At 64.2% G+C, this 24,197-nt stretch carries 21 protein-coding genes; 14 read left to right on the forward strand and 7 right to left on the reverse strand.

Going from position 1 to position 24,197, the window contains the following annotated elements:
* Positions 1-17 precede the first annotated feature (17 nt).
* Positions 18-497, forward strand: coding sequence for a tellurite resistance TerB family protein (locus NKH05_RS03235; RefSeq protein WP_352481012.1), 480 nt, complete (start codon positions 18-20; stop codon positions 495-497).
* Positions 498-516: 19 nt separating this feature from the next.
* Positions 517-1,233, forward strand: a complete 717-nt coding sequence (locus tag NKH05_RS03240) for a glutamine amidotransferase (protein ID WP_352850027.1) — start codon at positions 517-519, stop codon at positions 1,231-1,233.
* Between the two features lie 82 nt (positions 1,234-1,315).
* On the opposite strand, the gene NKH05_RS03245 is transcribed toward NKH05_RS03240, so the two are convergent.
* The 6 genes from NKH05_RS03245 to NKH05_RS03270 all read right to left on the reverse strand — a co-directional run bounded on the left by NKH05_RS03245 (position 1,316) and on the right by NKH05_RS03270 (position 8,961).
* Positions 1,316-2,557, reverse strand: coding sequence for an MFS transporter (locus NKH05_RS03245; RefSeq protein WP_353025024.1), 1,242 nt, complete (start codon positions 2,555-2,557; stop codon positions 1,316-1,318).
* Between the two features lie 182 nt (positions 2,558-2,739).
* Complete coding sequence (locus NKH05_RS03250) at positions 2,740-3,204, reverse strand: Ros/MucR family transcriptional regulator (RefSeq protein WP_023721369.1); 465 nt, start codon at positions 3,202-3,204, stop codon at positions 2,740-2,742.
* Positions 3,205-3,368: 164 nt separating this feature from the next.
* Positions 3,369-4,073 carry an ROK family protein gene (locus NKH05_RS03255; RefSeq protein ID WP_023721368.1) on the reverse strand — a complete coding sequence of 235 codons (705 nt, stop codon included), beginning with the start codon at positions 4,071-4,073 and terminating at the stop codon, positions 3,369-3,371.
* A 19-nt stretch (positions 4,074-4,092) separates the two neighbouring features.
* Positions 4,093-5,469: a glucose-6-phosphate dehydrogenase gene (gene zwf / locus NKH05_RS03260; RefSeq protein ID WP_352788046.1), complete on the reverse strand. Its 1,377-nt coding sequence runs from the start codon at positions 5,467-5,469 to the stop codon at positions 4,093-4,095.
* Between the two features lie 22 nt (positions 5,470-5,491).
* Positions 5,492-6,508, reverse strand: coding sequence for a phosphogluconate dehydrogenase (NAD(+)-dependent, decarboxylating) (gene gnd / locus NKH05_RS03265; protein WP_353025025.1), 1,017 nt, complete (start codon positions 6,506-6,508; stop codon positions 5,492-5,494).
* Between the two features lie 14 nt (positions 6,509-6,522).
* Complete coding sequence (locus NKH05_RS03270; protein WP_352588114.1) at positions 6,523-8,961, reverse strand: glucan 1,4-alpha-glucosidase; 2,439 nt, start codon at positions 8,959-8,961, stop codon at positions 6,523-6,525.
* 218 nt (positions 8,962-9,179) lie between these two features.
* Here NKH05_RS03270 and NKH05_RS03275 point away from each other — a divergent pair, with 218 nt between their 5' ends.
* The 5 genes from NKH05_RS03275 (at position 9,180) to NKH05_RS03295 (ending at position 15,877) form a co-directional block, all read left to right on the forward strand.
* A complete protein-coding gene (locus NKH05_RS03275) occupies positions 9,180-10,193 on the forward strand; it encodes an ABC transporter substrate-binding protein (RefSeq protein WP_023721363.1) in 1,014 nt (337 codons plus the stop codon).
* 47 nt (positions 10,194-10,240) lie between these two features.
* Positions 10,241-11,761: a sugar ABC transporter ATP-binding protein gene (locus NKH05_RS03280; protein ID WP_352845300.1), complete on the forward strand. Its 1,521-nt coding sequence runs from the start codon at positions 10,241-10,243 to the stop codon at positions 11,759-11,761.
* A 1-nt stretch (position 11,762) separates the two neighbouring features.
* Positions 11,763-12,737, forward strand: coding sequence for an ABC transporter permease (locus NKH05_RS03285; RefSeq protein ID WP_023721361.1), 975 nt, complete (start codon positions 11,763-11,765; stop codon positions 12,735-12,737).
* 2 nt (positions 12,738-12,739) lie between these two features.
* Positions 12,740-13,687, forward strand: coding sequence for an ABC transporter permease (locus NKH05_RS03290; protein ID WP_023721360.1), 948 nt, complete (start codon positions 12,740-12,742; stop codon positions 13,685-13,687).
* A 120-nt stretch (positions 13,688-13,807) separates the two neighbouring features.
* Positions 13,808-15,877: a 3-hydroxyacyl-CoA dehydrogenase NAD-binding domain-containing protein gene (locus NKH05_RS03295; protein ID WP_023721359.1), complete on the forward strand. Its 2,070-nt coding sequence runs from the start codon at positions 13,808-13,810 to the stop codon at positions 15,875-15,877.
* 8 nt (positions 15,878-15,885) lie between these two features.
* Here NKH05_RS03295 and NKH05_RS03300 read toward each other — a convergent pair whose 3' ends face one another.
* Positions 15,886-16,698 carry a response regulator transcription factor gene (locus NKH05_RS03300; protein WP_352481005.1) on the reverse strand — a complete coding sequence of 271 codons (813 nt, stop codon included), beginning with the start codon at positions 16,696-16,698 and terminating at the stop codon, positions 15,886-15,888.
* Between the two features lie 114 nt (positions 16,699-16,812).
* Between NKH05_RS03300 and NKH05_RS03305 the strand changes: the two genes are divergently transcribed.
* From NKH05_RS03305 to NKH05_RS03335, 7 genes are all read left to right on the forward strand, one after another.
* On the forward strand, positions 16,813-17,943 hold the full coding sequence (locus NKH05_RS03305) for an ABC transporter ATP-binding protein (protein ID WP_023721357.1): 1,131 nt from the start codon (positions 16,813-16,815) through the stop codon (positions 17,941-17,943).
* Positions 17,924-19,087, forward strand: a complete 1,164-nt coding sequence (locus NKH05_RS03310; RefSeq protein ID WP_353025027.1) for an ABC transporter substrate-binding protein — start codon at positions 17,924-17,926, stop codon at positions 19,085-19,087. The genes NKH05_RS03305 and NKH05_RS03310 overlap by 20 nt, the downstream gene beginning before the upstream one ends.
* 76 nt (positions 19,088-19,163) lie before the next feature.
* On the forward strand, positions 19,164-20,027 hold the full coding sequence (locus NKH05_RS03315; protein WP_352481004.1) for an ABC transporter permease: 864 nt from the start codon (positions 19,164-19,166) through the stop codon (positions 20,025-20,027).
* On the forward strand, positions 20,027-20,839 hold the full coding sequence (locus tag NKH05_RS03320; RefSeq protein ID WP_023721354.1) for an ABC transporter permease: 813 nt from the start codon (positions 20,027-20,029) through the stop codon (positions 20,837-20,839). The genes NKH05_RS03315 and NKH05_RS03320 overlap by 1 nt, the downstream gene beginning before the upstream one ends.
* Before the next feature lie 11 nt (positions 20,840-20,850).
* Positions 20,851-21,612, forward strand: coding sequence for an SDR family NAD(P)-dependent oxidoreductase (locus NKH05_RS03325; RefSeq protein ID WP_023721353.1), 762 nt, complete (start codon positions 20,851-20,853; stop codon positions 21,610-21,612).
* Positions 21,613-21,752: 140 nt separating this feature from the next.
* On the forward strand, positions 21,753-22,961 hold the full coding sequence (gene pcaF / locus NKH05_RS03330) for a 3-oxoadipyl-CoA thiolase (protein ID WP_023721352.1): 1,209 nt from the start codon (positions 21,753-21,755) through the stop codon (positions 22,959-22,961).
* 167 nt (positions 22,962-23,128) lie between these two features.
* The gene (locus NKH05_RS03335) at positions 23,129-24,160 is read left to right on the forward strand and encodes a BMP family protein (protein WP_023721351.1); all 1,032 of its coding nucleotides are present in this window, start codon (positions 23,129-23,131) and stop codon (positions 24,158-24,160) included.
* Positions 24,161-24,197: the final 37 nt, after the last annotated feature.

A 24,197-nucleotide genomic window follows, 5' to 3' on the forward strand; every position in this document is an offset into this window, starting at 1 on the left:
TTATTGGGAATGATTTGATGTTCGAACGCGTTCTGTCGTTTCTAAGGGACCTGCCGTCCGGTAGTGGCGCCAGCGCCAGCGCCGACGATCCGCGCGTTGCCGCATCCGCCCTCCTTTTCCACGTGATGAACGCCGACGGCGTGCGCCAGGATACCGAATGGGAACGGTTCAAGAAGGTGCTGGCGGAAAGCTATTCTATCAGCGGCGACGAACTCGATGCGTTGGCGGCTGCCGGCGAGCGGGCCGACAATGAGGCGATCGACCTTTACGCCTTTACCAGCGTGCTCAAGCGCCATCTCGACGCCGAGGCGCGAAAGGCCTTTATCGGCCTGATGTGGGAGATCGTCTATGCCGATGGCGAGCTGCACGAACTCGAGGACAATACCGTCTGGCGGGTCGCCGAGCTGATCGGCGTCGAACGCCGCGACCGCGTCGAGGCGCGCCTCAAGGCGGCGGCCGCGGCTCCTGGTGCTGCCGGAACGTCAAGCGACGAATAGAACAGGATCCCGCCTTCCAATGCCGCCCAAGCCAAGCCCGAGACCAAAGATCCTGATCGTGCTGCATCAGGAGCTTTCGAGCTCGGGACGGGTCGGCCATATGCTTATCGAGGAAGGCTTCGATCTCGACATCCGCCGCCCGCCGCTCGGCGAGGCCTTGCCGCAGACGCTGGATGGCCATGCCGGTGCCGTGGTGTTCGGCGGGCCGATGAGCGCCAATGACGGCGACGAGTTCGTCCGCCGCGAGACCGACTGGCTCAAAATTCCACTCAACGAGAACCGGCCGCTGCTTGGCATCTGCCTCGGCGCGCAAATGCTGGTCAAGCATCTCGGCGGCAGGGTCGAGGGCCATGGCGAGGGCCTCGTCGAAATCGGCTGGTATCCGCTAAAGGCGACTGAAGCAGGCAGCAGGCTGATGCATTGGCCGGAGATGGTCTATCAGTTCCATCGTGAGGGCTTTTCGCTGCCGAAGGACGCAACACTTTTGGCGACGGCCGAAACCTATCCCAACCAGGCCTTCCGCTATGGCGACAATGCCTGGGGCATCCAGTTCCATGGCGAATTGACCCGGGCGATGATGCAGCGCTGGGTGGTGCGCGGCGCCCATCGCTTCGAATTGCCCGGCGCGCAGCCCGGCCGCGACCATCTCGGTGGCCGGCTGATCTGGGACATGCACCTCAAGCGCTGGCTCGGCGAGTTCCTGCCGATGATTTTTGGCAAGCCGGCGCTGCGGTGAAGTCGGTGCATGTCGCCCAAAAGTGTGCAGCGGTTTTGGGAAAACGACATGCACAAACAAACGAACTAAAGCGCGTCGCGCTTTAGTTTCGCCCCCTGAGATGACGCACCTCGCGCAGCTGTGGGAACAGCACCGCCCATAGACCGGCGACAGCGATCGCGCCGACGCCGCCGACCACCACGGCCGGAACCGTGCCGATCAGCGCGGCCATGGTGCCGGCGCGGAATTCGCCGAGCTCATTGGAGGCGCCGACAAACACCTGGTTGACGGCGTTGACGCGGCCGCGAACGTCGTCCGGCGTCCACAGCTGGATCAGCGTCTCGCGGATATAGACGCTGAACATGTCGGTGGCGCCGAGCAGGGCAAGGGCTGCGATCGACACCCAGGTGATGGTCGAGAGGCCGAACAAGACGGTGAACGCGCCGAACAGCGCAACGAAGCCGAGCATGACAAGGCCGGCATGGTTGCGGATCGGGTGTCCGGCCAGCCAGATGGCGACGCAGATGGCGCCGACGCCGGGCGCCGAGCGCAACAGGCCGAGCCCCCATGGGCCGAGTTCGAGGATATCGCGCGCATAGACCGGCAGCAGCGCCGAGGCGCCGGACAGGAGCACCGCGAACAGATCGAGCGAAATCGCGCCTAGCACGATCTTTTCGCTCCAGATATAGCCGAAGCCGGCGAACAGGGTCCGTACCGTCGGTCTGTCGGTCCGGCTGCGCTGGGCGGGCTTCGGGATGGTGAAGATCAGCACGGCGGCGATGAGCATCAGCGCGGCCGCGGTGGTGTAGGCGGCTTCGGCCGAAAGCCCGTAGAGCAGACCGCCGGCGACCGGCCCGACGATGGTTGCCGTCTGCCAGGCGGACGAGTTCCAGGCGATGGCGTTGGCGAAATCCTCGGGCGGCACCAGATTGGCGAACAATGATGACGAGGCCGGCCCGAAGAAGGCGCGCGCGATGCCGAACATGGCGAGCACGATGAAGACCGGCATCGGCCCGGAGAGGCCGCGCAGCGTCAGCAACAGAAGCGCCAAAGCGCAGCCCGCCTCGACCAGCACCGCCAGCGCCATGATCAGGCGGCGTCCAAAACGGTCGGCAACGTCGCCAGTGACCAGCACCAGCAGCAGCGAAGGCAGGAACTGGACGATGCCGACAAGCCCAAGGTCGAACGGGTCGCGGGTCAGATCGTAGATCTGCCAGCCGACGGCGACCGACACGATCTGGGTGGAGAATGTCGAGAGGAAGCGCGCCGCCCAGTAGCTCAGGAACGGCCGATGGCGAAAGGCGGCATAACGCTGGTCAGGCGGTACTTGGGATTCTGTGGTCATGGATCAGGCCCCGTGGCGGCGATGTCGGCCGGCGGGGCACTTCCACGATGGGCGCTGGTCCGGCCAAGAGAGCCTTTAGCGCAGTTCAGCGCAGGGCGCGCGCAAAAATCCGGCCTGGATCAACAATTTCCGCTCCGCCGGGCGTTGCCGCTGGCGGAGCGACCGGACCTGCTCCGAACGCTTTAGGCCGTCGCCTTGGCCTTCCTGCCCCTGCCCTTGACGGGCGCGGGCGGGGCGGCCTTGCGGCCGAGACCGATTGCCTTGGCCAGCTGCGAACGCGAGGCCGCGTAGTTGGGGGCGACCATCGGGTAGTCGGACGGCAGGCCCCATTTGGCGCGATAGGCGTCGGGCGTCAGCCCGAAATGGACGCCGATATGGCGCTTCAAGGATTTGAACTTCTTGCCGTCCTCGAGACAGATGATGTAGTCCGGCGTCACCGATTTCTTGGGATTGACGGCAGGCGTCAGCGGCGCGGCGACCGGCACTGCCGGTTGCCCGAGCCCGCCTATGGAAGCGCTGACGCTGGCGATGAGATCGCCGAGGCCGGAAGCCGGCAAGCGGTTCTTCTCGACATATGCGGACACGATATGGGCGGTCAGCTCAAGCAGGTCGATGTCTTTGCGAGCGTTGTTGTTGTCGTCGGTCAATCTATTTCTCCGTCCGTGGGGGTCGCAGAAATTCCTAGTCGGCAAATCTGCGCAATGCAATGACGCCGCACCACGTCACACATTATTTTGAATAATAATACTAACGGCAGCGCGGGATTAACAACCCTGAGCCGGTGCTCGATAATATCAGACAATCAGCAATATCAGATAATCAGGGATTTGTCGCGCCACAGTCGAAATCCGCCCTCGAAGGCGCGTGTATTGTCGCCGCGTCTGCAATCGGCGGGCAAGTCGGCGAGTTCCTCGACATTGCCGCCGCCGATGACCACGTAATCCGGCTGCATGGCGGCGCGAAGCCGGTCGACCACGTCAAAGACGTGTTTGCGCCATTTCTTCTTGCCGCGCTTTTGCAGGCCGCGTTCGCCGACATAGTCTTCGAAACTGCCGCGCTTCTTGTAGGGAAGATGGGCAAGCTCCATCGGTTGGGCGACGTTGTCGACGATCATCGCGGCCCCGAGGCCGGTTCCGAGGCCGAGGAACAGCATGCGGCCGCCTTCATAGCTGCCGACGGCCTGCATCAGCGCATCGTTGACGACCTTCACCGGTTTGCCGAACTCAGCGGCGAAATCGCAGCCGACCCAGCCCTTGCCGAGATTGGCGGGTTCGGTGAGCGGCCGGTTGTGGTGCACCGGACCCGGATAGCCCATCGAGACGACATCGTATTGCAGCCCTTCGGCCAGCGTCTTCACCGCCGCGACCATCTGCTGCGGCGTCAGCTCCGGTCCGGAAGCGGTCTTGCGCTCGTCGCCGCCGGCGCTGGTGCGGATCTTGACGTGCGAGCCGCCGATATCGATCGCAAGCACGATCTTTTCGGCGTCGGGTGCCGGTCGCTTCACCGCTTTGGCCATCGCTTTCGCCTCCCAGAAATCATTTCGATGGATTGATCCAGCCGTTCGGCGGGCCGAATCCAGTCATCGCTTCGGTCGGCCCCCAGGTCTTTGGCGCGTAGATCGCGGGCGGCGTGGTGTCGCCGAGCACCGGGCCGACGATGCGCCAGGCGAGCTCGCTGGCGTCCTGGCGGGTGAACAGCTGGCCGTTGCCGTTCATAGCGTCGCCGATCAACCGCTCGTAAGGCGGCATGTCGCCCGTCGAATCGTCGAGCGCGGTGAGCTCGACCTGCTCGCCGACCATGTCGTCGCCGGGCGCCTTGCGCCGGGCTCCGATCGAGATCGCCACCTGCGGATCGATGCGGAAGCGCACGTGATTGCAGTCGCCGGGCTTGATTGGATCGAAGACGTCGAGCGGCGGCCGTTTCAGCCGCACGATGACCTCGGTGGCGTGCACCGGCAGGGATTTGCCGGCGCGGATGAAGAACGGCACATCTTGCCAGCGCCAGGTATCGACGAAAAAGCGCACCGCCGCGAAGGTCTCGACCGGCGAGTTCGGCGCCACGCCCGGCTCGTTGAGATAGCCGTCGAACTGGCCGCGCACGACATCGTCCCTGGTCAGCGTCCGGATCGCCCGCAGCACCTGCACCTTCTCGTCGATCAGATCGTCGGCCGAGCGGCCGACCGGCGGCTCCATGGCGAGCAGCAAGAGGATGTTGAGCAGATGGTTTTCGATGACGTCGCGGATGCAGCCGACCTCGTCATAGAAGCGGCCGCGGCCCTCGACACCGAAATCCTCGGCCATGGTGATCTGCACGCTCTCGACGAAGTTGCGGTTCCAGATCGGCTCGAGGAAGGAATTGGCGAAGCGGAAATAGAGCAAGTTCTGGATCGCCTCCTTGCCGAGATAATGGTCGATGCGGAAGATCGACTTTTCGTCGAAGACCAGATGCAGTACCCGGTTCAGCCAGCGCGCCGATTGCAGATCATGGCCGAACGGCTTTTCCACCATCAGGCGTGCGCCCTGGGCGGCGCCCGACTGCTCCAGTCCCTGGACGACGACCTCGAACATGGCGGGCGGCACCGCCAGATAGTGCAGCGGCCGCTGTGCGCTGCCGAGCGCGGTCTTCAGTTTATCGAAGGTCGCAGGCGCCCGGTAGTCGCCGCTGACATAGCGCAGCAGCGACGCGAGCCTTGCGAAGATCTTCTCGTCGATGCTGCCGATGGCGTTGACGATGCCGTCGCGGGCGCGCGCCTGCAGCTTGGCGATATCCCAAGGATCGAAGGCGACGCCGATCACCGGCTCGTTCAGCGTTCCCTTGGCCACCATGGCGTAGAGGGCGGGGAAGATCTTCTTGTGGGCGAGATCGCCGGTGGCGCCGAAAAGCACCAGCGTGTCCGATCGTTCCTGGCTCATGGGCGTGCCTCCCTGTCGCCCGTCACGAGCCGGCCTTGGGTTTTTCGACATGGCCGCCAAAGGCATAGCGCATGGCGGACAGAAGCTTGTCGGCGAATTCGGACTCGCCTTGCGAGGAGAACCTGTCGAACAGCGCCGACGACAGCACCGGCGCCGGCACGCCGGTGTCGATCGCCGCCTTCAGCGTCCAGCGGCCTTCGCCGGAATCCGAGACCCGCCCGCCGAACTGTGTCAGCGACGAATCGGCCTTCAGCACGCCGGCCGTCAGGTCGAGCAGCCACGAGCCGATGACGCTGCCGTGCCGCCAGACCTCTGCCACCTCAGCGATGTCGATGTCGAACTGGTAATATTGCGGGTTCTCGAGTGGACTGGTTTCGGCGTCGGCGGTGCGCTGCCGCTTGCCGGCGTTCGCCGATTTCAGGATGTTCATGCCCTCGGCATAGGCGGCCATGACGCCGTATTCGATGCCGTTATGGACCATCTTGACGAAATGGCCGGCGCCGCTTGGTCCGCAGTGGAGATAGCCGAAGGGAGCGGTTCCGGCGTACTTGCCGGGCGCAGGCGAAGCGGCGTCGGCGCCGGGCGCCAGCGTTGCGAAGACTGGATCGAGATGCTGCACCGCGCTGTCGGGGCCGCCGATCATCAGGCAATAGCCGCGCTCGAGGCCCCAGACGCCGCCGCTGGTGCCGACATCGACATAGCTCAAGCCTTTCAAGGCCAGGCGTGCGGCGTGGTCGACGGCCTCATGATAATAGGAATTGCCGCCGTCGATGATGATGTCGCCCGGCTCCATCAAGGCGGCCACCTGGTCGACGATCCGGCCGGTGATCGCCGCCGGCAGCATCAGCCAGGCGCTGCGCGGCTTCGCCAGCTTGCCGACGAACTCCTCCATCGAGGGGGCTCCGACCGCGCCGGCGGTCACAAGCGCCGCGACGCTCGCCGGGTTGATATCGTAGACGACGCATTCGTGGCCATCACGCAGCAGGCGCCGAACCATGTTGGCGCCCATCCGGCCCAGTCCCATCATTCCTATCTGCATGGTCTCGTCCTGCCTTACTTGAGGGATCGATGATCTAGTGGCTGTGCGGCATCGTCGATACCAACGGAAAAGTCGACATTCTCCCAACGTCCGGCATCGGACCAGAAGAATGTGAAGACAATGCTATTGTCCGGGCTATTGCCCGGAGCGGCGTCGGCAACCGGCAATTCCGCAAGATGGATGCCGAAAAGGTTCGCAGCGGTCTCGCTGTCATGGACGGTGGCCCAATTGTCGCTGCTCCAATGAACCACCGCCCGAGCCAGAAGTTCGATGCGCAGCGCCTTGCCTGCCGGTATGGTACGGATCTTGTGGTTGAAGCGCCATGCCCTGAGGCGCGACACCGTCCTGCCCTCGATATAGCGCTTGACGCCTTGCGGCGGCATGTCGAACACGGCGCCGTCGCGCAGCGACCGCAGCAGCTTGATGTGCTCGGAATGCGCCCAGACCAGCGGCTTGGCGCTGCCGGAGGGGCCGCCATGCCGCAATTCGCGCTCCGGCATATCGGGACCATCCCAGACCTGCTCCGGCAGCAGGCCGCCCGGCCCGGCAGAGTTCTCGAACGTGTTGAGAAGGCTTGCCGCTCTGTCCTTGCGTCCCGCCGCCAACTCGTAATGGGCGCGCTCGCCGACCAGCAGCGGCCAGGGCCGGCCCTGGCCGGTTCCATCGAACGGTGCGCCGTCGGCATGCTCGCCATAGCCGTCGCCATTGTAACGGTACCAGAGCGGGCCCTGCGGCAGTTCGCAGCGCAATTGCGCGTCGATGACCTTGACCGTGTCGAGGATGCGCGGATCGTCGGCTGCCCTCAGGCCGAAGCGGACCAGCGCCAGCGCATCCGGGCTGACGATCGCTTCGGCCGGGCGGTCCGTATCGCCGGGCGCGCGGTTCTTGATCGGCACAAAGCCGTCCTTCGGCGATGCGGCGCCGGCCCTGTCGGGCGGGGCGATGCGGACATAGTAGCCTTCGACGCCGGCCTCGTCGCATGCGGTGGTGCCGGTGACGTAGGTCCAGCGCTCGATCTGATCGTTCCAGACATCGGCGGTTTCGCGCAGATAGTTTGCCGGCTCTGTTTTGCCGGCGGCATCGAACATGTCCGCAGCCGCAAGCAGCGCGGCGATCTCGACGGCAAGCGTGAACGGGCTGTAGCCGGCGTCTTCCTCCCAGCGGTCCTCGCCGGTGACGGGGCCGTTGCGTACGACATAGGCGGCAGCGCGCTCGATCATCGGCATGAAGGAGGAGAGTACCGCAGGCGGCAAATGCCCGGCGCGGCGCAGCGCGTCGGCGAGCAGCAGCGGAAAGGCGCACTCGTCCATCTGGATGCCCGGCCAATAGACCGACCCGTCGAGCCAGGCGTTCTGCGGCCAATGGCCGTCCGGCTGCTGGATCGAGCGCAGATAGCCAAGGATGCGCAAGGCTTCCGCCGGGTCGCCGGCGGCGAGGAATCCGCCGGCGGTTTCGACCAGATCGCGCGGCCAGACCAGGTGATAGCCGCCGAGATCGTCGTCGCCCTTGTTGAAGCCCCACGGGATCGACAGGCTGGCCACGGCTGCTCCGGTCGACGAGCGGTGTGTCGCCAGCACCGCCGTGCTGAGGCGGTAGGGATTGAGGGCGGACACCGCATGCCGGTCCAGCGGCAGCAATCCGGCCTGCCATTGGCGCCATTTGTCGACGTAGGATCCGGCTGCGGGCCCAAAACCTTGGTTCAGGCTGGCGAAAGCAGTTTCCGCCGCCTGTTGCGGCGTCGTGCCGAAGCCCAGCGCCAGCAACATTTTTGGGTTCGCAGCCGAAAAGGCGATCTCACCGGTCAGCGCGACATTGCCGTCCTCGGCCCTGCGGCAGGCCGGATCGAGCCGGCCGCTTTGACGAAGCTGCTGCCAGCCGTCGGAGACGCCGACATAGCCGGCCGCGCACGCCTTCCACGGCCGCGACGAGGCGAGCGCCAGGCAGACGCCGCGTCCCGATGCAAACAGAACAGGCTGTCCTTCATGGTCGTCGATCCAGGCAGTGTTGCCCATGCCGGCATTGACGAGGTGCGGCGCCAGCAGCGCGTAGACGCGGTAGTCGCTGGCGGCACCCTTGAGCGACGTGAACATGATCTCCTGCAGCAAGACGGGACGTTCCGGATCGGTGAGGACGCGCTTCTCGATCCGGTAGCTTCCATCGGCTGCGGTGTTGACCAGCCGATAGGCAGGCACCCCGTCCTCGAGGGGTTCGATGCGATGTTCGGCGTCGCGCTTCTCTTCGGAGAAATAGCCGTCGGGTCCGGTGACGATCAGCCCCAGATCGCGGGTGCATGCGCTGTCGAGGCGGGAATAGTAGATCTCGTTGAGGATACCGTGGCTGATGGTGAACCAGATCGGGCAGGCCGGCGACAGCGCGGTGCCGACGCCGCTCTTGGCGCTCGACGTCCAGCGCGCCGGAATGCCGGGTGCACCCGGGGCAAGGTTCACTGCCATTTAATCGGTCTCCATCGCCATCCCTAGACCAGGAGTCGAACCGGTTTCAATGATTGCACCGCAAGTTGATCGTCGGCCATGGATTGATGTTGACAGCTTGCTGGCTATCTGCATTTGTCTGATAATAGATAAAAAACAGCATTGTGAGCGTATCAGCCATTAGCCACCAGCCAGCCATTAGCCACCAGTAAGACAGCAACTCACGGGAGGAGTATGACATGAAGAAAATATTCGTTTTGGGCGCCCTTGCAGCGATGCTTGCCGCAGGCACCGCGCTTGCCGATACCAGCGGCAAAAAGATCGCTTTCTCCAACAATTACGCCGGCAATTCGTGGCGGCAGGCGATGCTGGACAGCTACGGCATCGTCACCAAGAAGGCAGTCGCCGACAAGGTGGTCGGCGCCGCCGACGTCTTCACGACGGCCGACAAGGAAGTGCCGACGCAGGCAGCCCAGGTGCAGAACCTGATCCTGCAGGGCTATGACGCGATCGTCATCAACGCGGCATCTCCGGATGCCCTCAACGGCGCCATCAAGCAGGCCTGCGACGCCGGCATTGTCGTCGTCTCCTTCGATGGCATCGTCACCGAACCCTGCGCCTACCGCGTCGTCGTCGACTTCAAGGACATGGGCAAGCAGGAAGTCGAGCAGATGGCCAAGTTCCAGCCCAAGGGTGGCAATCTGCTGGAAATCCGTGGCCTTGCCGGCACTTCGATCGACGATGCCATCCATGCCGGCATCCTCGAAGGTGTCGCCGCCCATCCCGAGTTCAAGATCGTCGGCTCGGTGACCGGCGACTGGGACCAGACCACGGCACAGAAGGCCGTAGCGACGATCCTGCCGTCGCTGCCGGATGTGGTCGGTGTCGTCGACCAGGGCGGTGACGGCTACGGCGCGGCGCAGGCCTTTGCCGCCGCCGGCAAGCCGCGCCCGACCATCATCATGGGCAATCGCCAGGACGAGTTGCAATGGTGGAAAGAGCAGAAGGAAAAGGACGGTTACCAGACCTGGTCGGCTTCGATCGCGCCAGGCGTATCGACGCTTGCCTTCTGGGTGGCGCAGCAAGTGCTCGACGGCCGCACCGACGTGCCGCACGACCTGCTGGTTCCTTATCTCGCCTTCACACAGGACGATTTCGAGGCAGCGTTGCCGAAGATTCCGAAGGGCGGCGTCGCCAGCCACGAATACACGCAGGAAGACGCCGTCGCGGCGATCAAGGCCAACATCAAGTGAGCATGGCACTATTGTTGCCGCCACAGATAACCGGGTATCGTTGAGGGATGCCCGAGGCCAGTGCAGACATCATCAGGCCTGACGGCGCCGAAAAACATTTCGGTGCCGTCAGTATGGACATCATAAGACTGGGCGGCGCCGAAAAACATTTCGGTGCCGTCAGGGCGCTCGACGGTGTCGATTTCAGCGTTCGTGCCGGAGAATGCGTCGGTCTCGTCGGCCATAACGGCGCCGGAAAGTCGACGCTCATGCATATGGTGGCCGGCACGCTTACCCCCGACAGCGGGCAGATCGCGGTCCGCGGCGGCGTCGAGGCAAGTTATTCGGTGCCGCGCGCACAGCAGCTCGGCATACGGTGCGTTTTCCAGGAACTGTCGCTCTGCCCGAACCTCAGCGTCGCCGAGAATACGCGGATCAACCACGCCTCGCTTAATGGCTTCGGCTGGCGGCGCAAGGCGGCCGATCTGATCGCGGCCAAGCTCGACGAGATCTTCCCCGGCCACAGCATCTCGGCATCCGACATCGTCGGTGATCTCGCCATCACCAGCCGGCAGATGGTGGAGGTGGCGCGCGCCTTCACGGTCACCCAGGAGCCGCTCGAACTGGTCATCCTCGACGAGCCGACATCCTCGCTCGATGCGCATACGGCCGGCCAGCTGCTGGCGTTCGTGCGCCGCTTCATCGCCGCCGGCAAGAGCTGCATCCTGATCTCGCATGTGCTGGGCGAGGTGCTCGGAAATGCCGACCGCATCGTGGTGATGCGCGACGGCAAGGTGGTCGCCGCCGGACAGGCCGATCAATTCGACCGCGACAGGCTGGTGACGGCGATGGGCGGAGCGGAGGCGCGCGAGAAGGCCGCCGCAGAGATTGCGAGCGGCAAGCCGGAGCCCGGTCCGCTGCGGGTCCGGGCGCGGCCGGCGCGACAGCAAGATGGCAACGAGCTCATCGCCCGTGCCGGTGAGATCATCGGCCTTGCCGGGCTTGCCGGGCATGGCCAGACCGACCTTTTGCTGGCGATCTTCGCCGCGGCTTCCCGCGCCAAGACCGGCATAGAGGTCACCGCTCCGGTGGCGCTGGTTGCCGGCGACCGCCAGTCGGACGGGATTTTTCCGCAATGGTCGATCGCCGAGAACATCGGCATCCGCTCGCTGGCGCGATTGCGCAACGGCCTCTTGATCTCACCGCAGCGCGAAGCCGAGCTCGCCCAGCTGTGGCAGCGGAAAATCGGCATCCGCACGCCCGATATGAACAACAACATCTTCTCGCTGTCCGGCGGCAACCAGCAGAAGGCCTTGTTCGCGCGGGCGCTCGGCTCCGACGCCAAGATCGTGCTGATGGACGATCCGATGCGCGGCGTCGACATCGGCACCAAGCTCGAAGTCTACGACCTCGTGCGCGAAGAAGCTCGCCATGGCCGCACATTCCTCTGGTACACCACCGAAACCGAAGAGCTCGACAATTGCGACCACATCTATGTGTTCAAGAACGGCCGGATCGTCGCCAACCTTCGTCGCGACGAACTGACGGAGGAAAAGATCATCCAGTCCTCGTTTGGCGACGCGGCCTGAGATGACGGCGGCATCCATCGAGAATGGGCTAAAATCGTCGGCTCGCGCCACGAGGCGGGCGCGCATGCTGCGCAGCCTGCTGCCGGCACTGTCGTTGGCGCTGGTGCTCATCGCTATCGCCTGGCTCAACCCGCGCGCCATCAGCTATTTCGGCTTCAGCCTGATGCTCAATCTGGCGATCCCGATCGCGCTGGCGACGATCGCGCAGATGTTCGTCATCGCCGGCAACGAGCTCGATTTGTCAATCGGCACCTTTGTCGGCTTCGTCGGCTGCGTCACGGCGACATGGCTGAAGGACGCGCCGTTGCTCGGCGTCGTCATCCTGCTCGGGTCGATCGGTGTCTACGCGCTGCTCGGCGCGCTGATCCATCTGCGCAACCTGCCCTCGATCGTGGTGACGCTCGGCATGAGTTTCGTCTGGCAGGGCCTGGCCATCCTGATCCTGCCAAAGCCCGGCGGCAAGGCGCCGGACTGGCTGCTGGCGCTGATGGCCTTCAAGCCACCCTTCATTCCGTTCCCGATCATCGCGGCATTGCTGATCGCGGCGGTCGTCCACTTTGGCCTGATGCGCACCTCCTATGGTGTCATCCTGCGTGGATCGGGCGGCAATTCAGCCGCACTCAAGCGCGCCGGCTGGTCGCTGCTCCGTACCAAAATCGCGCTGTTTGCGCTGACCGGCCTGTTCGGCGTTTTGTCCGGCATGGCGCTGATCGGCATCACCACCTCGGCCGACGCCAATATCGGCAATGGCTACACGTTGCTTTCGATCGCCGGCGTCATCCTCGGCGGCGGTGAGTTCGTCGGCGGCCGGGTGTCGCCGATCGGCGCCGTCATCGGCGCGTTGACGCTGGCGCTGGCCGCATCGCCACTGCTGACGTTCATGCACATTCCGCCCGACTGGCAGGTTGCCGCCAATGGCGCCATCCTGATCATCGTGCTGGCGGCCCGGGTGCTGATCAGCCGCAGGGAGAGGTGAGCATGGTCTCGCTGCGGACACTGCTCGCCAGACCCTGGATCTGGTCGTTCTTCGGGGCGCTGCTGGTGTGGCTGGCGACGATCGCCTTCACCGGCGGCTATGGCGGAGGCGGGATGATCACGGCGGCGCTGTCGCTTGCCGTCTTCACCGTCATCGTCGGCGTCGGCCAGATGTTCGTCATCACGCTCGGGCCGGGCAATGTCGACCTGTCGCTGCCGGCCAATATCGGCCTTGCCAGTGCTGTCGCCATGAAGGTCATGGACGGCAATGATGCGATGATCGCGGTCGGGCTGCTGGCCGCGCTTGCCTGCGGCATGGCGATCGGTGCCGTCAACTACCTTCTGATATGGGCGCTGCGCATTCCGCCGATCATCGCGACGCTGTCGGCCAGCTTCGTCATCCAGTCGGTCGACATCAGCTATGGGCGCGGCTTGCAGATCAAGCCGCCGCCGGGCTTTGCCGATTTCACCAACTGGCAGGTGTTCGGCATCCCGGTGCTGGCGATCCTGACCGTGCTGTTCACCATCGGCGCCGGCATCGTTTTGCAGCGCATGATCTACGGACGCTCGGTGCTGGCGATCGGCCAGAACATCCGCGCCGCCTGGCTGGCAGGCGTCAATGTCGGCCGCACCCGCTTCCTCACCTACACGCTGTCGGGCGCGCTCGGCGGCCTCGACGGTGCACTGCTCGCCGGTTATTTCCGCGGCGCCAATGTCGATATCGGCAATGAGTATCTGCTGGCGTCGATCGCGGTCGTCGTCATCGGTGGCACGTCGGTAGCCGGCGGCAAGGCCAATGTGCCGGGGGTCTGGGGCGCGGCGCTGTTCCTCGTGCTGCTGTTGACCATGCTCAACACGTTCGGCGTAAGCGTCGGCGTGCGCCTGGTGCTGACCGGGCTGATCATCGTCGGCGTCATCACCGCGGCCGGCGGGCAGAAGGCGCTGCGCTAAGGCAAGGCCACCCGGCAGCGAGAGGATATCGATCCGGCCCGCAAACATGTGGTTCCCATCCGCATGCCAGCGCTGTAAATCCCGTCGGGCTCCTGGCCAACATCATTGTATGAGGTTTGCGTGCCCGATTTCGTCAGCACTACAAGGCACGGCAACGTCGCGCTGGTGACCATCGACAATCCGCCGGTCAACGCGCTGAGCTTCCATGTGCGCGAGCCGTTGATGCGGGCGCTCGTTTCCCTGCGGGACGAGCCGTCGGTGGGAGCAATCGTGATAGCCTGCGCCGGGCGGACCTTCGTCGCCGGCGCCGACATCACCGAATTCGGCAGACCGGCGCAGCAGCCGGAATTGCGCGCCATTGTCGCCGTGCTGGAAACCATCGCCAAGCCGACGGTCGCCGCCATTCACGGCACTGCGCTCGGCGGCGGCCTGGAACTGGCGCTCGGCTGCCATTTCCGTGTTGCCGACCGAGCGGCAAGGCTCGGCCTGCCGGAAGTCAAGCTCGGCCTGCTGCCGGGCGGCGGCGGCACGGTTCGCCTGCCGCGCTTGGTTGGTCCGCTGAAGGCACTCAGCATGATCGTTTCGGGAACGCCGATCAATGCGGCCGAGGCGCGCGCCGCCGGTCTGGTGGATGCCGTCTTCGATGGCGACCTGACCGCGCAAGCGGTGAGTTTCGCCAGCGAAACGGCCGCGAAAGGCGGTCCGTTCACGCCGGTGCGCGACCGCAACGATCGCCTCGACCAGGCCGACTTGCCGGCCTTCGACAAGGAGGCGGCAACGCTTGCGGGCAAAGCGCGCGGTCTCGAGGCGCCGATAGCCTGTGCGCAGTCGGTCCGCAACGCCCTCACGCTGCCCTTCGACGAAGCGCTGGCGGCCGAACGCGACCTGTTCGTCAAGCTTGTCGCCGGCGACCAATCACGCGCGCAGCGGCATTTGTTCTTCGCTGAACGTGAGGCGGCAAAGCTTGCCGGCAAGGATGTCGTCAGGCGCAAGATCGCCCGGGTCGGCGTCATCGGCGCCGGCACGATGGGCGGCGGCATCGCCATGGCGTTCGCCAATGGCGGTCTTCCCGTGACCTTGCTGGAAACAACGCAGGAAGCATTGCAACGCGGGCTGGCGACGATCGACAAGAACTATGCCGTTTCCGTCACCCGCGGGTCGCTGAGCGAAGACGCCAAGCGCCAGCGGCTGGCTTTGTTCAGGGGCAGCACCGACTATGCAGACCTCGCCGATTGCGACCTGATCGTCGAGGCTGTGTTCGAGGAAATGGCGGTCAAGAAGGAGGTATTCGGCAGGCTCGATGCGGTGGCCAAACCGGGCGCGATCCTTGCCACCAACACCTCTTATCTCGACGTCAACGAGATCGCCGCTTCGACGTCGCGGCCGCAAGATCTCCTTGGCATGCATTTCTTTTCGCCGGCTAACGTCATGAAGCTTCTGGAAATCGTCCGCGCCGACAAGACCTCGCCGGACGTGCTGACGACCATCGTCGATCTGGCGCGGCGGATCGGCAAGGTGCCGGTCGTCGTCGGCGTCTGCCACGGCTTCGTCGGCAACCGCATGCTGGCGGCGCGGGGTGCGGAACTGGAGGCGCTTCTGCTCGAGGGTGCAATGCCGCGCCAGGTCGACCAGGTGTTCACCGATTTCGGCTGGCCGATGGGGCCGTTCCAGATGAGCGATCTCGCCGGCCTCGACATAGGCTGGCGCAACCGCAAGGCGCGTGGCCAGACGGCTGACATCGCCGACACGTTGTGCGAACAGGGCCATTTCGGCCAGAAGACCGGCAGCGGCTTCTATCGCTATGAGAACGGTTCGCGCACGCCGCTGCCCGATCCGGAGGTCGAAGCGCTCATCCACAACAAGGCTGCTGAACGCGGCATTGCACCGCGGGCAATCGGCGCCGAGGAGATCATCGAGCGCACGCTCTATCCGATGATCAACGAGGGCGCCAAAATCCTCGAGGAACAGATTGCCGCCCGCGCGTCCGATATCGACGTCGTCTGGGTCAACGGCTATGGCTTCCCGGTCGGCAAGGGCGGGCCGATGTTCTGGGCAAGCCGCGAAGGCGTGGACAAGATCATCCGGCGGTTGGATCACTGGCACCAGCAGACCGGCGAGGACGTCTTCCGGGCGGCACCTCTGCTCAGGCAAATGGCCGAAACCGGTTCCTGGGACGGCGCTGCCGGCTGAACTTGGGACTACCGAATCCGTGCATCCATGATCTCGACAAAACGCGCGAATAGGCCCGCCTGCGATTTGATCTTGAGCTTGCGGTAGATGTTACGGCGATGGACTTTTACGGTTCCCGGCACGATGCGCATCGCCCTGGCGATTGATTCCGTGGAATGGCCCTGAAGCACCAGGTCGACGACATGCTGTTCGCGCGGCGTGAGCGAAAGGCTCTTCCAGATGTGAGCACGTTCGAACTCGCTGACTGGAGCAATCGTTTCGTCCTGCTTCGTCTCTGCCGGTTTGTCGGCCGGAAGATCATGCCAGCGCAGCCTGATGAGATTGATCACCGCAGGCGCCATGTCGCGCAGCAACCTCGCATCGGCGGTTCCGAAAGGTCCCGAAGCGCGCAATCGCATCAGCGAGAGCACCAGTGCGTCCTTTCCCGGCAGCGGCACAAAAAAGCCGACCTCCTCCGCAAGTCTGGTCTGGCTGTAATAGGAGCGGTAATATTCGCTGGCATAGAAGCGATCCGGCGCCAATTCGCGCATGCGCCAAAAGCCTTCCTTGCGCTCGACCGCAGCATGGTGGAACGGATCGAGCAGATAAGGCCCTTCCTGATAGAGCGCGACGAAGACGTGGCTGTCGGCCGGCGAGAATGTCTCGAACAGCAGCGGCGGGCGTAAGGCGCCGCGATAGCCGAAGATCACGCAATGATCGAAGCTGACATGCTGCCGGAGCCAGGCCACCATTGCCTTGCCGAAAAGCTCGCCGCTGGTCTCCCGCGTCGCTGCGATGAGCGCAGCGAGCCGGCTGTATTCATCGCTGCGCGAAACGCCCAATTCATACCCCTCCAGACGAGAAAATAGACAAAATATACCACCTGGGAGGTATATACTAGCCGCCATTGGCTCTGATAGCGTTTCGAGATCAACTAGCCGCTGGAGCCCGCAGCTTTGACCGCAGTGCCCGACATCGAGTTTCGCGGGGTCACCAAACGCTACGGCAGCGTGATCGCGGTCAGCGGCATCGATCTTGCCATCCCGCCGTCTGCCTTTGTCGCCTTGCTCGGGCCGTCCGGCTGCGGCAAGACAACCTGTTTGCGCATGATCGGCGGCTTCGAACAGCCAAGCGAAGGCGCGGTATTCATCCGTGGCCACGACATGGCCGGCACGCCGCCCTATCGGCGGCCGGTCAACATGGTGTTCCAGCAATATGCGTTGTTTCCGCATCTGGATGTCGAGGACAACATCGCCTATGGCCTGCGCCAGGCGCGGCCGCGCCTGTCGTCGCGCGAGATCAGCCTGAAAGCAGGCGAGGCGCTCGCCATGGTGCGGCTTGCCGGCTATGGACGCCGCAAGATCCATGAGCTTTCCGGCGGCCAGCAGCAGCGTGTCGCCCTGGCGCGGGCGCTGGTCAACAAACCGGCGGTGCTGCTGCTCGACGAGCCCCTGGCGGCGCTCGACAAGAAGCTGCGCACCGACATGCAGATAGAGCTGCAGAACCTGCAGCGCGAGATCGGCATCACCTTCGTCCTGGTCACCCACGATCAGGAAGAAGCACTGTCGATGAGCGATTTCGTCTGCGTCATGAATGGCGGGCGTATCGTCCAGCTTGGGCAGCCGAGCGAAATCTACGACGAACCCGCCGACCTCTTTGTCGCCGATTTCGTCGGCAAGACCAATCTGTTGAGCGGCAAGGTCGTCGGGCTCTCGGGCAAGCTCGTCGAGGTGGCGCTTGCCGATGGCACTGTCATTGCCGCGCGCAAGCGGACTTCGATGGCTCAGGGTGAAGCCGTTTCGGTCAGCCTGCGCCCTGAATCGCTAAGCCTCGGCGCGCCCGGAAGCGGCCGGCTGAACGGGCTTGTCCGCAACCGGATCTTTCTCGGTTCGACCGCGGAATATGCAATCGAGGTCCAGGGCATCGGGACGCTGCTCGCAAAGGCCGATCATCTGATTGGCGGTGGAAATCTCTTCAAGCCGGGTGAACCCGTTGCCATCGGCTTTGCAGCCGGAACGCCGCTGGCGTTTCCGGAGAATAACGGAACCAACCAGAGGGAAAACAAAAATGTCGAAATCATATCGTGACGGACTGCCGATAAGCCCTGAAAAGTTCGTCGATCAATTGATGCGCCTCAAGCGGGGTTCCATCGGCCGCCGCGAGTTCCTTGGCCTTACCGGCCTGGGCATCGCAACGGCGGTGATGGCCCGCGAGCTCGGCATCATGCCGACGCCGGCTTTCGCCCAGGAAGGTCTTGGCGACCGCATGTCGATTGCCACCTGGCCCAATTATCACGACCCGGCGACGTTCGAGAATTTCCAGGCCGAGACCGGCGTTGCCGTCGAGGTCAATGTGTTCGGCTCAAACGAGGAGATGCTGGCCAAGCTGCAGGCCGGCGCCTCGGGCTGGAGCCTTTTCGTTCCAACCAACTACACGATCTCGACTTACAAGAAGCTCGGCATCATCGAAGCGCTCGATATGGCCAAGCTTGCCAATTATGACGGCTCGCAAGAAGACCCGCGCTTCACTGGGGAAGGCACCATCGACGGCGTGACCTACGCTGTGCCGAAGAATTGGGGCACCACCGGCTTTGCCGTCAACACCAAGAAACTGGCCAAGCCGATGACGAGCTGGAAGGAATTCTGGGACACGGCGATGGCGGAGGGCGACGGCCGGACCATGGTTCATGATTACCAGCTGACCACGACCGGCAACGCGCTGAAATATTTCGGCTTCTCGTTCAACTCGCTGAAGCCGGACGAACTCGCCAAGGCGGAGGAATTGCTGCTGAAGGTCAAGCCGCATCTGTTCGCGGTCTCCAGCGACTACCAGCCGTCGATGCGTGCCGGCGACGCCTGGATGACGATGTGCTGGACCAATGACGGGGCGCAGCTCCACCGCGACATCCCCGAAATCGCCTACGTGCTTGGCAAGGAAGGCGGCGAGATCTGGACCGACTTCTACGCAATCCCCAAGGATGCGCCCAACAAGCCTGCGGGTTATGCCTTGCTCAACTATTTGATGAACCCGAAAGTCGCGGTCAGGGAGCACCTGGCCAACGGTGCGCCTTCCACCGATGCGCGGGTCAATGCGCTGCTGCCCAAGGAGGTGCTGGAAAATCCGATCCTCTATCCGGCGGCGGATCTGCTCAAGCCACTCGAATTCGGTGCAGCCGCGACCTTGACCGACCCGGGCCGGGCCGAATTGATGGCACGCTTCAAGTCGGCTTGAACCGGGCGGACCAAAGGTCCGATGCAGGCAACTCCCCCGGCGGACAGATGTCCGCCGGCATCGGGGCGATTTTTCAATGCGCAGCAATGTTCTTCGTCACAATCTCCTGACCGCCCTGCTGCTCGGTCCGGCGACCGCATGGCTGTTGGTGTTTTTAGTTTTGCCGTTCGTGGCGATCGCCGTTTTCAGCGTCGGCGAGCGGGCGCCGGAAGGCGGCTATCAGGCCGCTTTCACCTTGGCGCAGTATGCCAATCTTCCGGCGCGGGCGACCGCCTTCTGGAACACCATGGTGCTGGCGCCGGCCGGTGCACTGGCCTGTCTTCTCGTTGCCTATCCGGTCGCCTATTACCTCGCCTTGCGCGCGCCGGAGCGGTGGCGGCTGATCCTGCTTGCGCTTGTCGTCATCCCGTTCTGGACCAGCCTGCTGATGCGGACTTATGCCTGGATGTATGTGCTTGGCGGGCGCGGCGTCCCAGCTCTGCTGGCCTATGTCGGGATGGAGGATGTGCGGCTGATCAATACGCCGGGAGCGGTTCTGCTCGGCATCGTCTATGGTTATCTGCCGCTGATGATCCTGCCGATCTATGTCAGCCTCGAGCGGCTCGATCGCCGGCTGCTGGAGGCCTCCGCCGATCTCGGCGCGACGCCGATCTCGACATTCCTCGGCGTGACGCTGCGGCTGTCGCTGCCAGGTGTGATGACCGGCTTCTCGCTGGTCATGATCCTGTTGCTCGGCGAATATCTGATCCCAACGCTACTCGGCGGCGGCAAGGTCTTCTTCATCGGCAACGCGCTGGTCGATCTGTTCCTGCAATCGCGCAACTGGCCGTTCGGATCGGCAATCGCCATAACCCTTGTAGCGGTTTCCGTGGTCGTGCTGCTTGCCGCGAACCGCATTTCGACACGGCTTTCGGGTGCCCGCCGGGTGGACCTGATCTGATGCGTGCCTTCGTCGTTGCGGTCTTTGCCTTTCTCTACCTGCCGATCGCGCTGGTGGTGCTGTTCTCGTTCAACGCCGGCCACCACGCCAGCGAGTTCACTGGCTTCTCGGTGCAATGGTACGGCAAGGCACTGGCGAACCCGTTCCTGGTCGAAGCGCTGAAGAACAGCCTGTTAATCGCCACGACCAGCGCCTTGCTCGCGGCACTCTGCGGCACCGCGGCGGCGCTTGGCCTGGCGCGTGTCGGCGCGCGGACGCGAGCCGTCTTCGATGCGCTTTTGGGTGCTGCGATCGTCGTTCCTGGCGTCGTCATCGGCATCTCGACGCTGGTCGCGCTGGTCCAGCTATTCGGGGTGGTCAACCCGTTTGTCGCTTCGCTGTGGCCGAACGATCAGCCACCGCGCCTGGCGCTCGGCTATGGCTCGATCATCGCCGCGCACGGGCTGTTTTCGATGGCGCTGGTGGCGATGATCGTCGGCACGCGCCTCGGCAGCCTCGACCGCAATCTGGTCGAGGCTTCGAGCGATCTTTACGCCACCCCGCTGACGACGTTCCGCAGCATCGTGTTGCCGCAGATCATGCCGGCGGTGGTCGCCGGCTTCCTGCTCGCCTTCACATTCTCCTTCGACGATTTCATCGTCGCTTTTTTCGTCGCCGGCGCGCAGACGACATTGCCGATCTATGTCTTTGCCTCGATCCGGCGCGGGGTCACGCCGGAGATCAATGCCATCGCGACGATCGTGCTCGTCGCCTCCGTTCTGCTCGTGGTGCTCGCCCAATGGCAATTGCGCCAGCGAAAACCATCCCACTGAAAGACAAAAACATGATTCTGAAAGATCGCATCGCCGTGGTGACGGGCGCCGGGTCGGGGATCGGGCGTGCCGGCGCCATGATAATGGCCAGGGAAGGCGCGCTCGTGGTGATCGCCGACAGGGACCAGGCGGCGGGGGAAGCAACCGCTTCCGACATTCGTGCGTCCGGCGGTCGGGCCGAAGCCGTCGCCACCGATGTCGGCGACGATGCGGCGGTCGAGCAGCTCGTCGCAGGAACGCTGGGCCGGCATCGGCGGATCGACATCCTGCACAATCATGCCGGGATCCAGGTCGGCGGCACGCTGACCGAAGTCGGCGCCGACGGCATGGATGCCTCCTGGCGGATCAATGTGCGGGCGCAGTTCCTCGCGGCCAGGCTGGTCATGCCGTCGATGATCGCGCAAGGCGGCGGGGTGATCCTGAATACCGCCTCGAATTCGGGTGTGTTCTACGACCGCGAAATGATCGCCTACGCGACCTCAAAACATGCCGTGGTGGCGATGACCCGGCAGATGTCGCTCGACTATGCCCGGCACAATGTCCGCGTCAACGCGTTGTGCCCCGGCTGGGTCGACACGCCCTTCAACGAACCGTTTATCGCGCAGATGGGCGGGCGGGCGGCGATCGAAAACTATGTCCGCACCAAGATCCCCATGCAGCGCTGGGCCAGCGCCCAGGAAATCGCCGAAGCGATCCTGTTTCTCGTTTCCGACCGCTCGTCCTTCATGACCGGGCAGGCGTTGGTGATCGACGGCGGTGAAAGCATCGGCTGATCCGCAGCTCCCGGCGGGCGGGAGCTGAAATTCCCTTTGGCCTAACGGCCGGCGGCAAGATGTGCTTTCGTCTCAAGGAGAATGCGGCCAACATGGCTGGGCCGGGAGCAGAAATCGTCAGCGCAAAGGGAAGCTGCATAATGGCCGAGGCCTATATCTGCGACTATATCCGCACGCCGATCGGCCGCTTCGGCGGTTCGTTGTCGGCGGTGCGTGCCGACGATCTCGGCGCAATCCCGCTGAGGGCGCTGGTCGAGCGCAATCCCGGCATCGACTGGGCTGCCATCGACGACGTCGTCTATGGCTGCGCCAATCAGGCCGGTGAGGACAATCGCAATGTGGCGCGCATGGTACTGCTGCTGGCCGGCCTGCCGAAGGAGATTTCCGGCTCGACCGTCAATCGCCTCTGCGGTTCGGGCATGGATGCCGTCATCATCGCAGCGCGCGCGATCAAGGCCGGCGAGGCGGAGCTGATGATATCCGGCGGCGTCGAATCGATGTCGCGCGCACCGTTCGTGCTGCCGAAGGCCGAGACCGCGTTTTCGCGCAATGCCGAAGTTCACGATACCACGATCGGCTGGCGCTTCGTCAATCCACTGATGAAGAAGCAATACGGCGTCGATTCGATGCCGGAGACGGGCGAGAACGTGGCGGAAGAGTTCGCCGTCTCTCGCGCCGACCAGGATGCGTTTGCCGTGCGCAGCCAGGACAAGGCGGTCGCCGCACAGGCCAATGGCCGGCTGGCAAAGGAAATCACGCCGGTGACGATCGCGCAGCGCAAGGGTGACCCGATCGTCGTCGTCTCGAAGGACGAACATCCGCGCTCGGGTACCACGATCGAGGCGCTGGCCAAATTGCCGACGCCGTTCCGGCAAGGCGGCACGGTTACGGCCGGCAACGCGTCGGGCGTTAACGATGGTGCCGGGGCGCTGATCGTCGCCTCGGAAACCGCCGTGAAAAGATACGGGTTGACGCCGATCGCCCGCATCCTCGGCGGTGCCACCGCCGGCGTGGCGCCGCGCATCATGGGCATTGGTCCGGTGCCGGCCACGCAGAAGCTATGCGCCCGGCTCGGCCTGGAGCCGCAACAATTCGATGTCATCGAGCTCAACGAGGCCTTCGCCTCGCAAGGCATCGCCGTGCTGCGCCAACTCGGCATTGCCGAGGATGCGGAGCACGTCAACCCGAATGGCGGCGCCATCGCGCTCGGCCATCCGCTCGGCATGTCCGGGGCGCGCATCACCGGCACGGCGGCATTGGAACTGCGCGAACGCGGCGGCCGCTACGGCCTCGCGACCATGTGCATCGGTGTCGGCCAGGGCATAGCGGTGGCGCTGGAGAGATTGTGAGCGAGCAACTCCGGCCGTTCTGAAGGTGCGGCTGCGCGAATTCCCACGTCGTTCCGCCCTTCAAATTTGACCATGTGGACAAAAGCCGGGCACCGTTCCATAGTTCCTTCGCTGATATTCCAGAGAAGAGAGCCGGCTCGACACGGCGCCAATCAGAGGGGCATGCAATGGACAACGGGAAGAGCAGAATCCAATCGAAACGCGAAGGGCTTTCGCGACGCAACGTGCTGGAGCTGGGCGCGCTCGGCCTTGCGGCGGCGATGCTGCCGGGCAGCGCCTTTGCTAAGACCAAGAAGCTGAAAGTGGCGGCGATCTTCGCCACGCCGATCGAGGAGCCGTGGGACAACCAGATCCACGTCGCCCTGCAGAAGGCCGAGAAGGAACTCGGCATCGAGTACAAATGGTCGGAGAAGGTGCAGACCGCCGATTTCAGCCGTGTCATGCGCGAATATGCGCAAGGCGGCTATGAGCTGGTGCTGGGCGATGCCTTCGCCGCCGAGCGCGAATCCCGCAGGACCGCCAAGCAGTTCCCGAAGACCGCCTTCCTGTTCGGCTCCGGCGCCGGGCCGGCCGAGCCGAACTTCGGCGTTTTCGACAACTGGATTCACGAGCCGGCCTATCTGTCCGGCATGATCGCCGGAAAGATGTCGAAATCGGGCACGATCGGCGCGGTCGCGGCTATGGGCATTCCGGAAGTGAACCGGCTGGTCAACGCCTTCTTTGCCGGCGCCAGGGAGGTCAATCCCAACATCAAGAAGAAGGTCGCCTTCATCGGCTCGTTCTTCGATCCGCCAAAGGCAAAGGAAGCGGCTGTTGCCCAGATCGACGCTGGCGTCGACGTCATCTATGCCGAGCGCTTCGGCGTCATCGAAGCGGCGGCGGAGAAGAAGATCCTCGCCATCTCCAACATGTCGGACCAGTCGAGCCTCGGTCCCGACACGGTGATCACCGGGCCGGTCTGGGACATGTATCCGACCGTCGAGCAGGCGATCAAGCTGGTCAAGGCCGGGGTCTTCACCGCGCAGGATTACGGCGATTTCTCGCGCATGGCCAAGGGCGGCTCCTACCTCGCGCCGTACCACAAATTCGACAAGACGCTGCCGGCCGAGGTCAAGGAATTGGTCGAGAGGAAGAAGGCCGAGATCCTCGACGGCAATTTCCGCGTCGACGTGGACGAGAATACGCCGGTCTCGGACTGAGTGCGCCCGCCCCTCCCCCTTGAGGGGAGGGTGGCCC

The sequence above is a fragment of the Mesorhizobium sp. M1399 genome, assembly GCF_040317735.1.
In the GTDB taxonomy this organism is placed as follows: domain Bacteria; phylum Pseudomonadota; class Alphaproteobacteria; order Rhizobiales; family Rhizobiaceae; genus Mesorhizobium.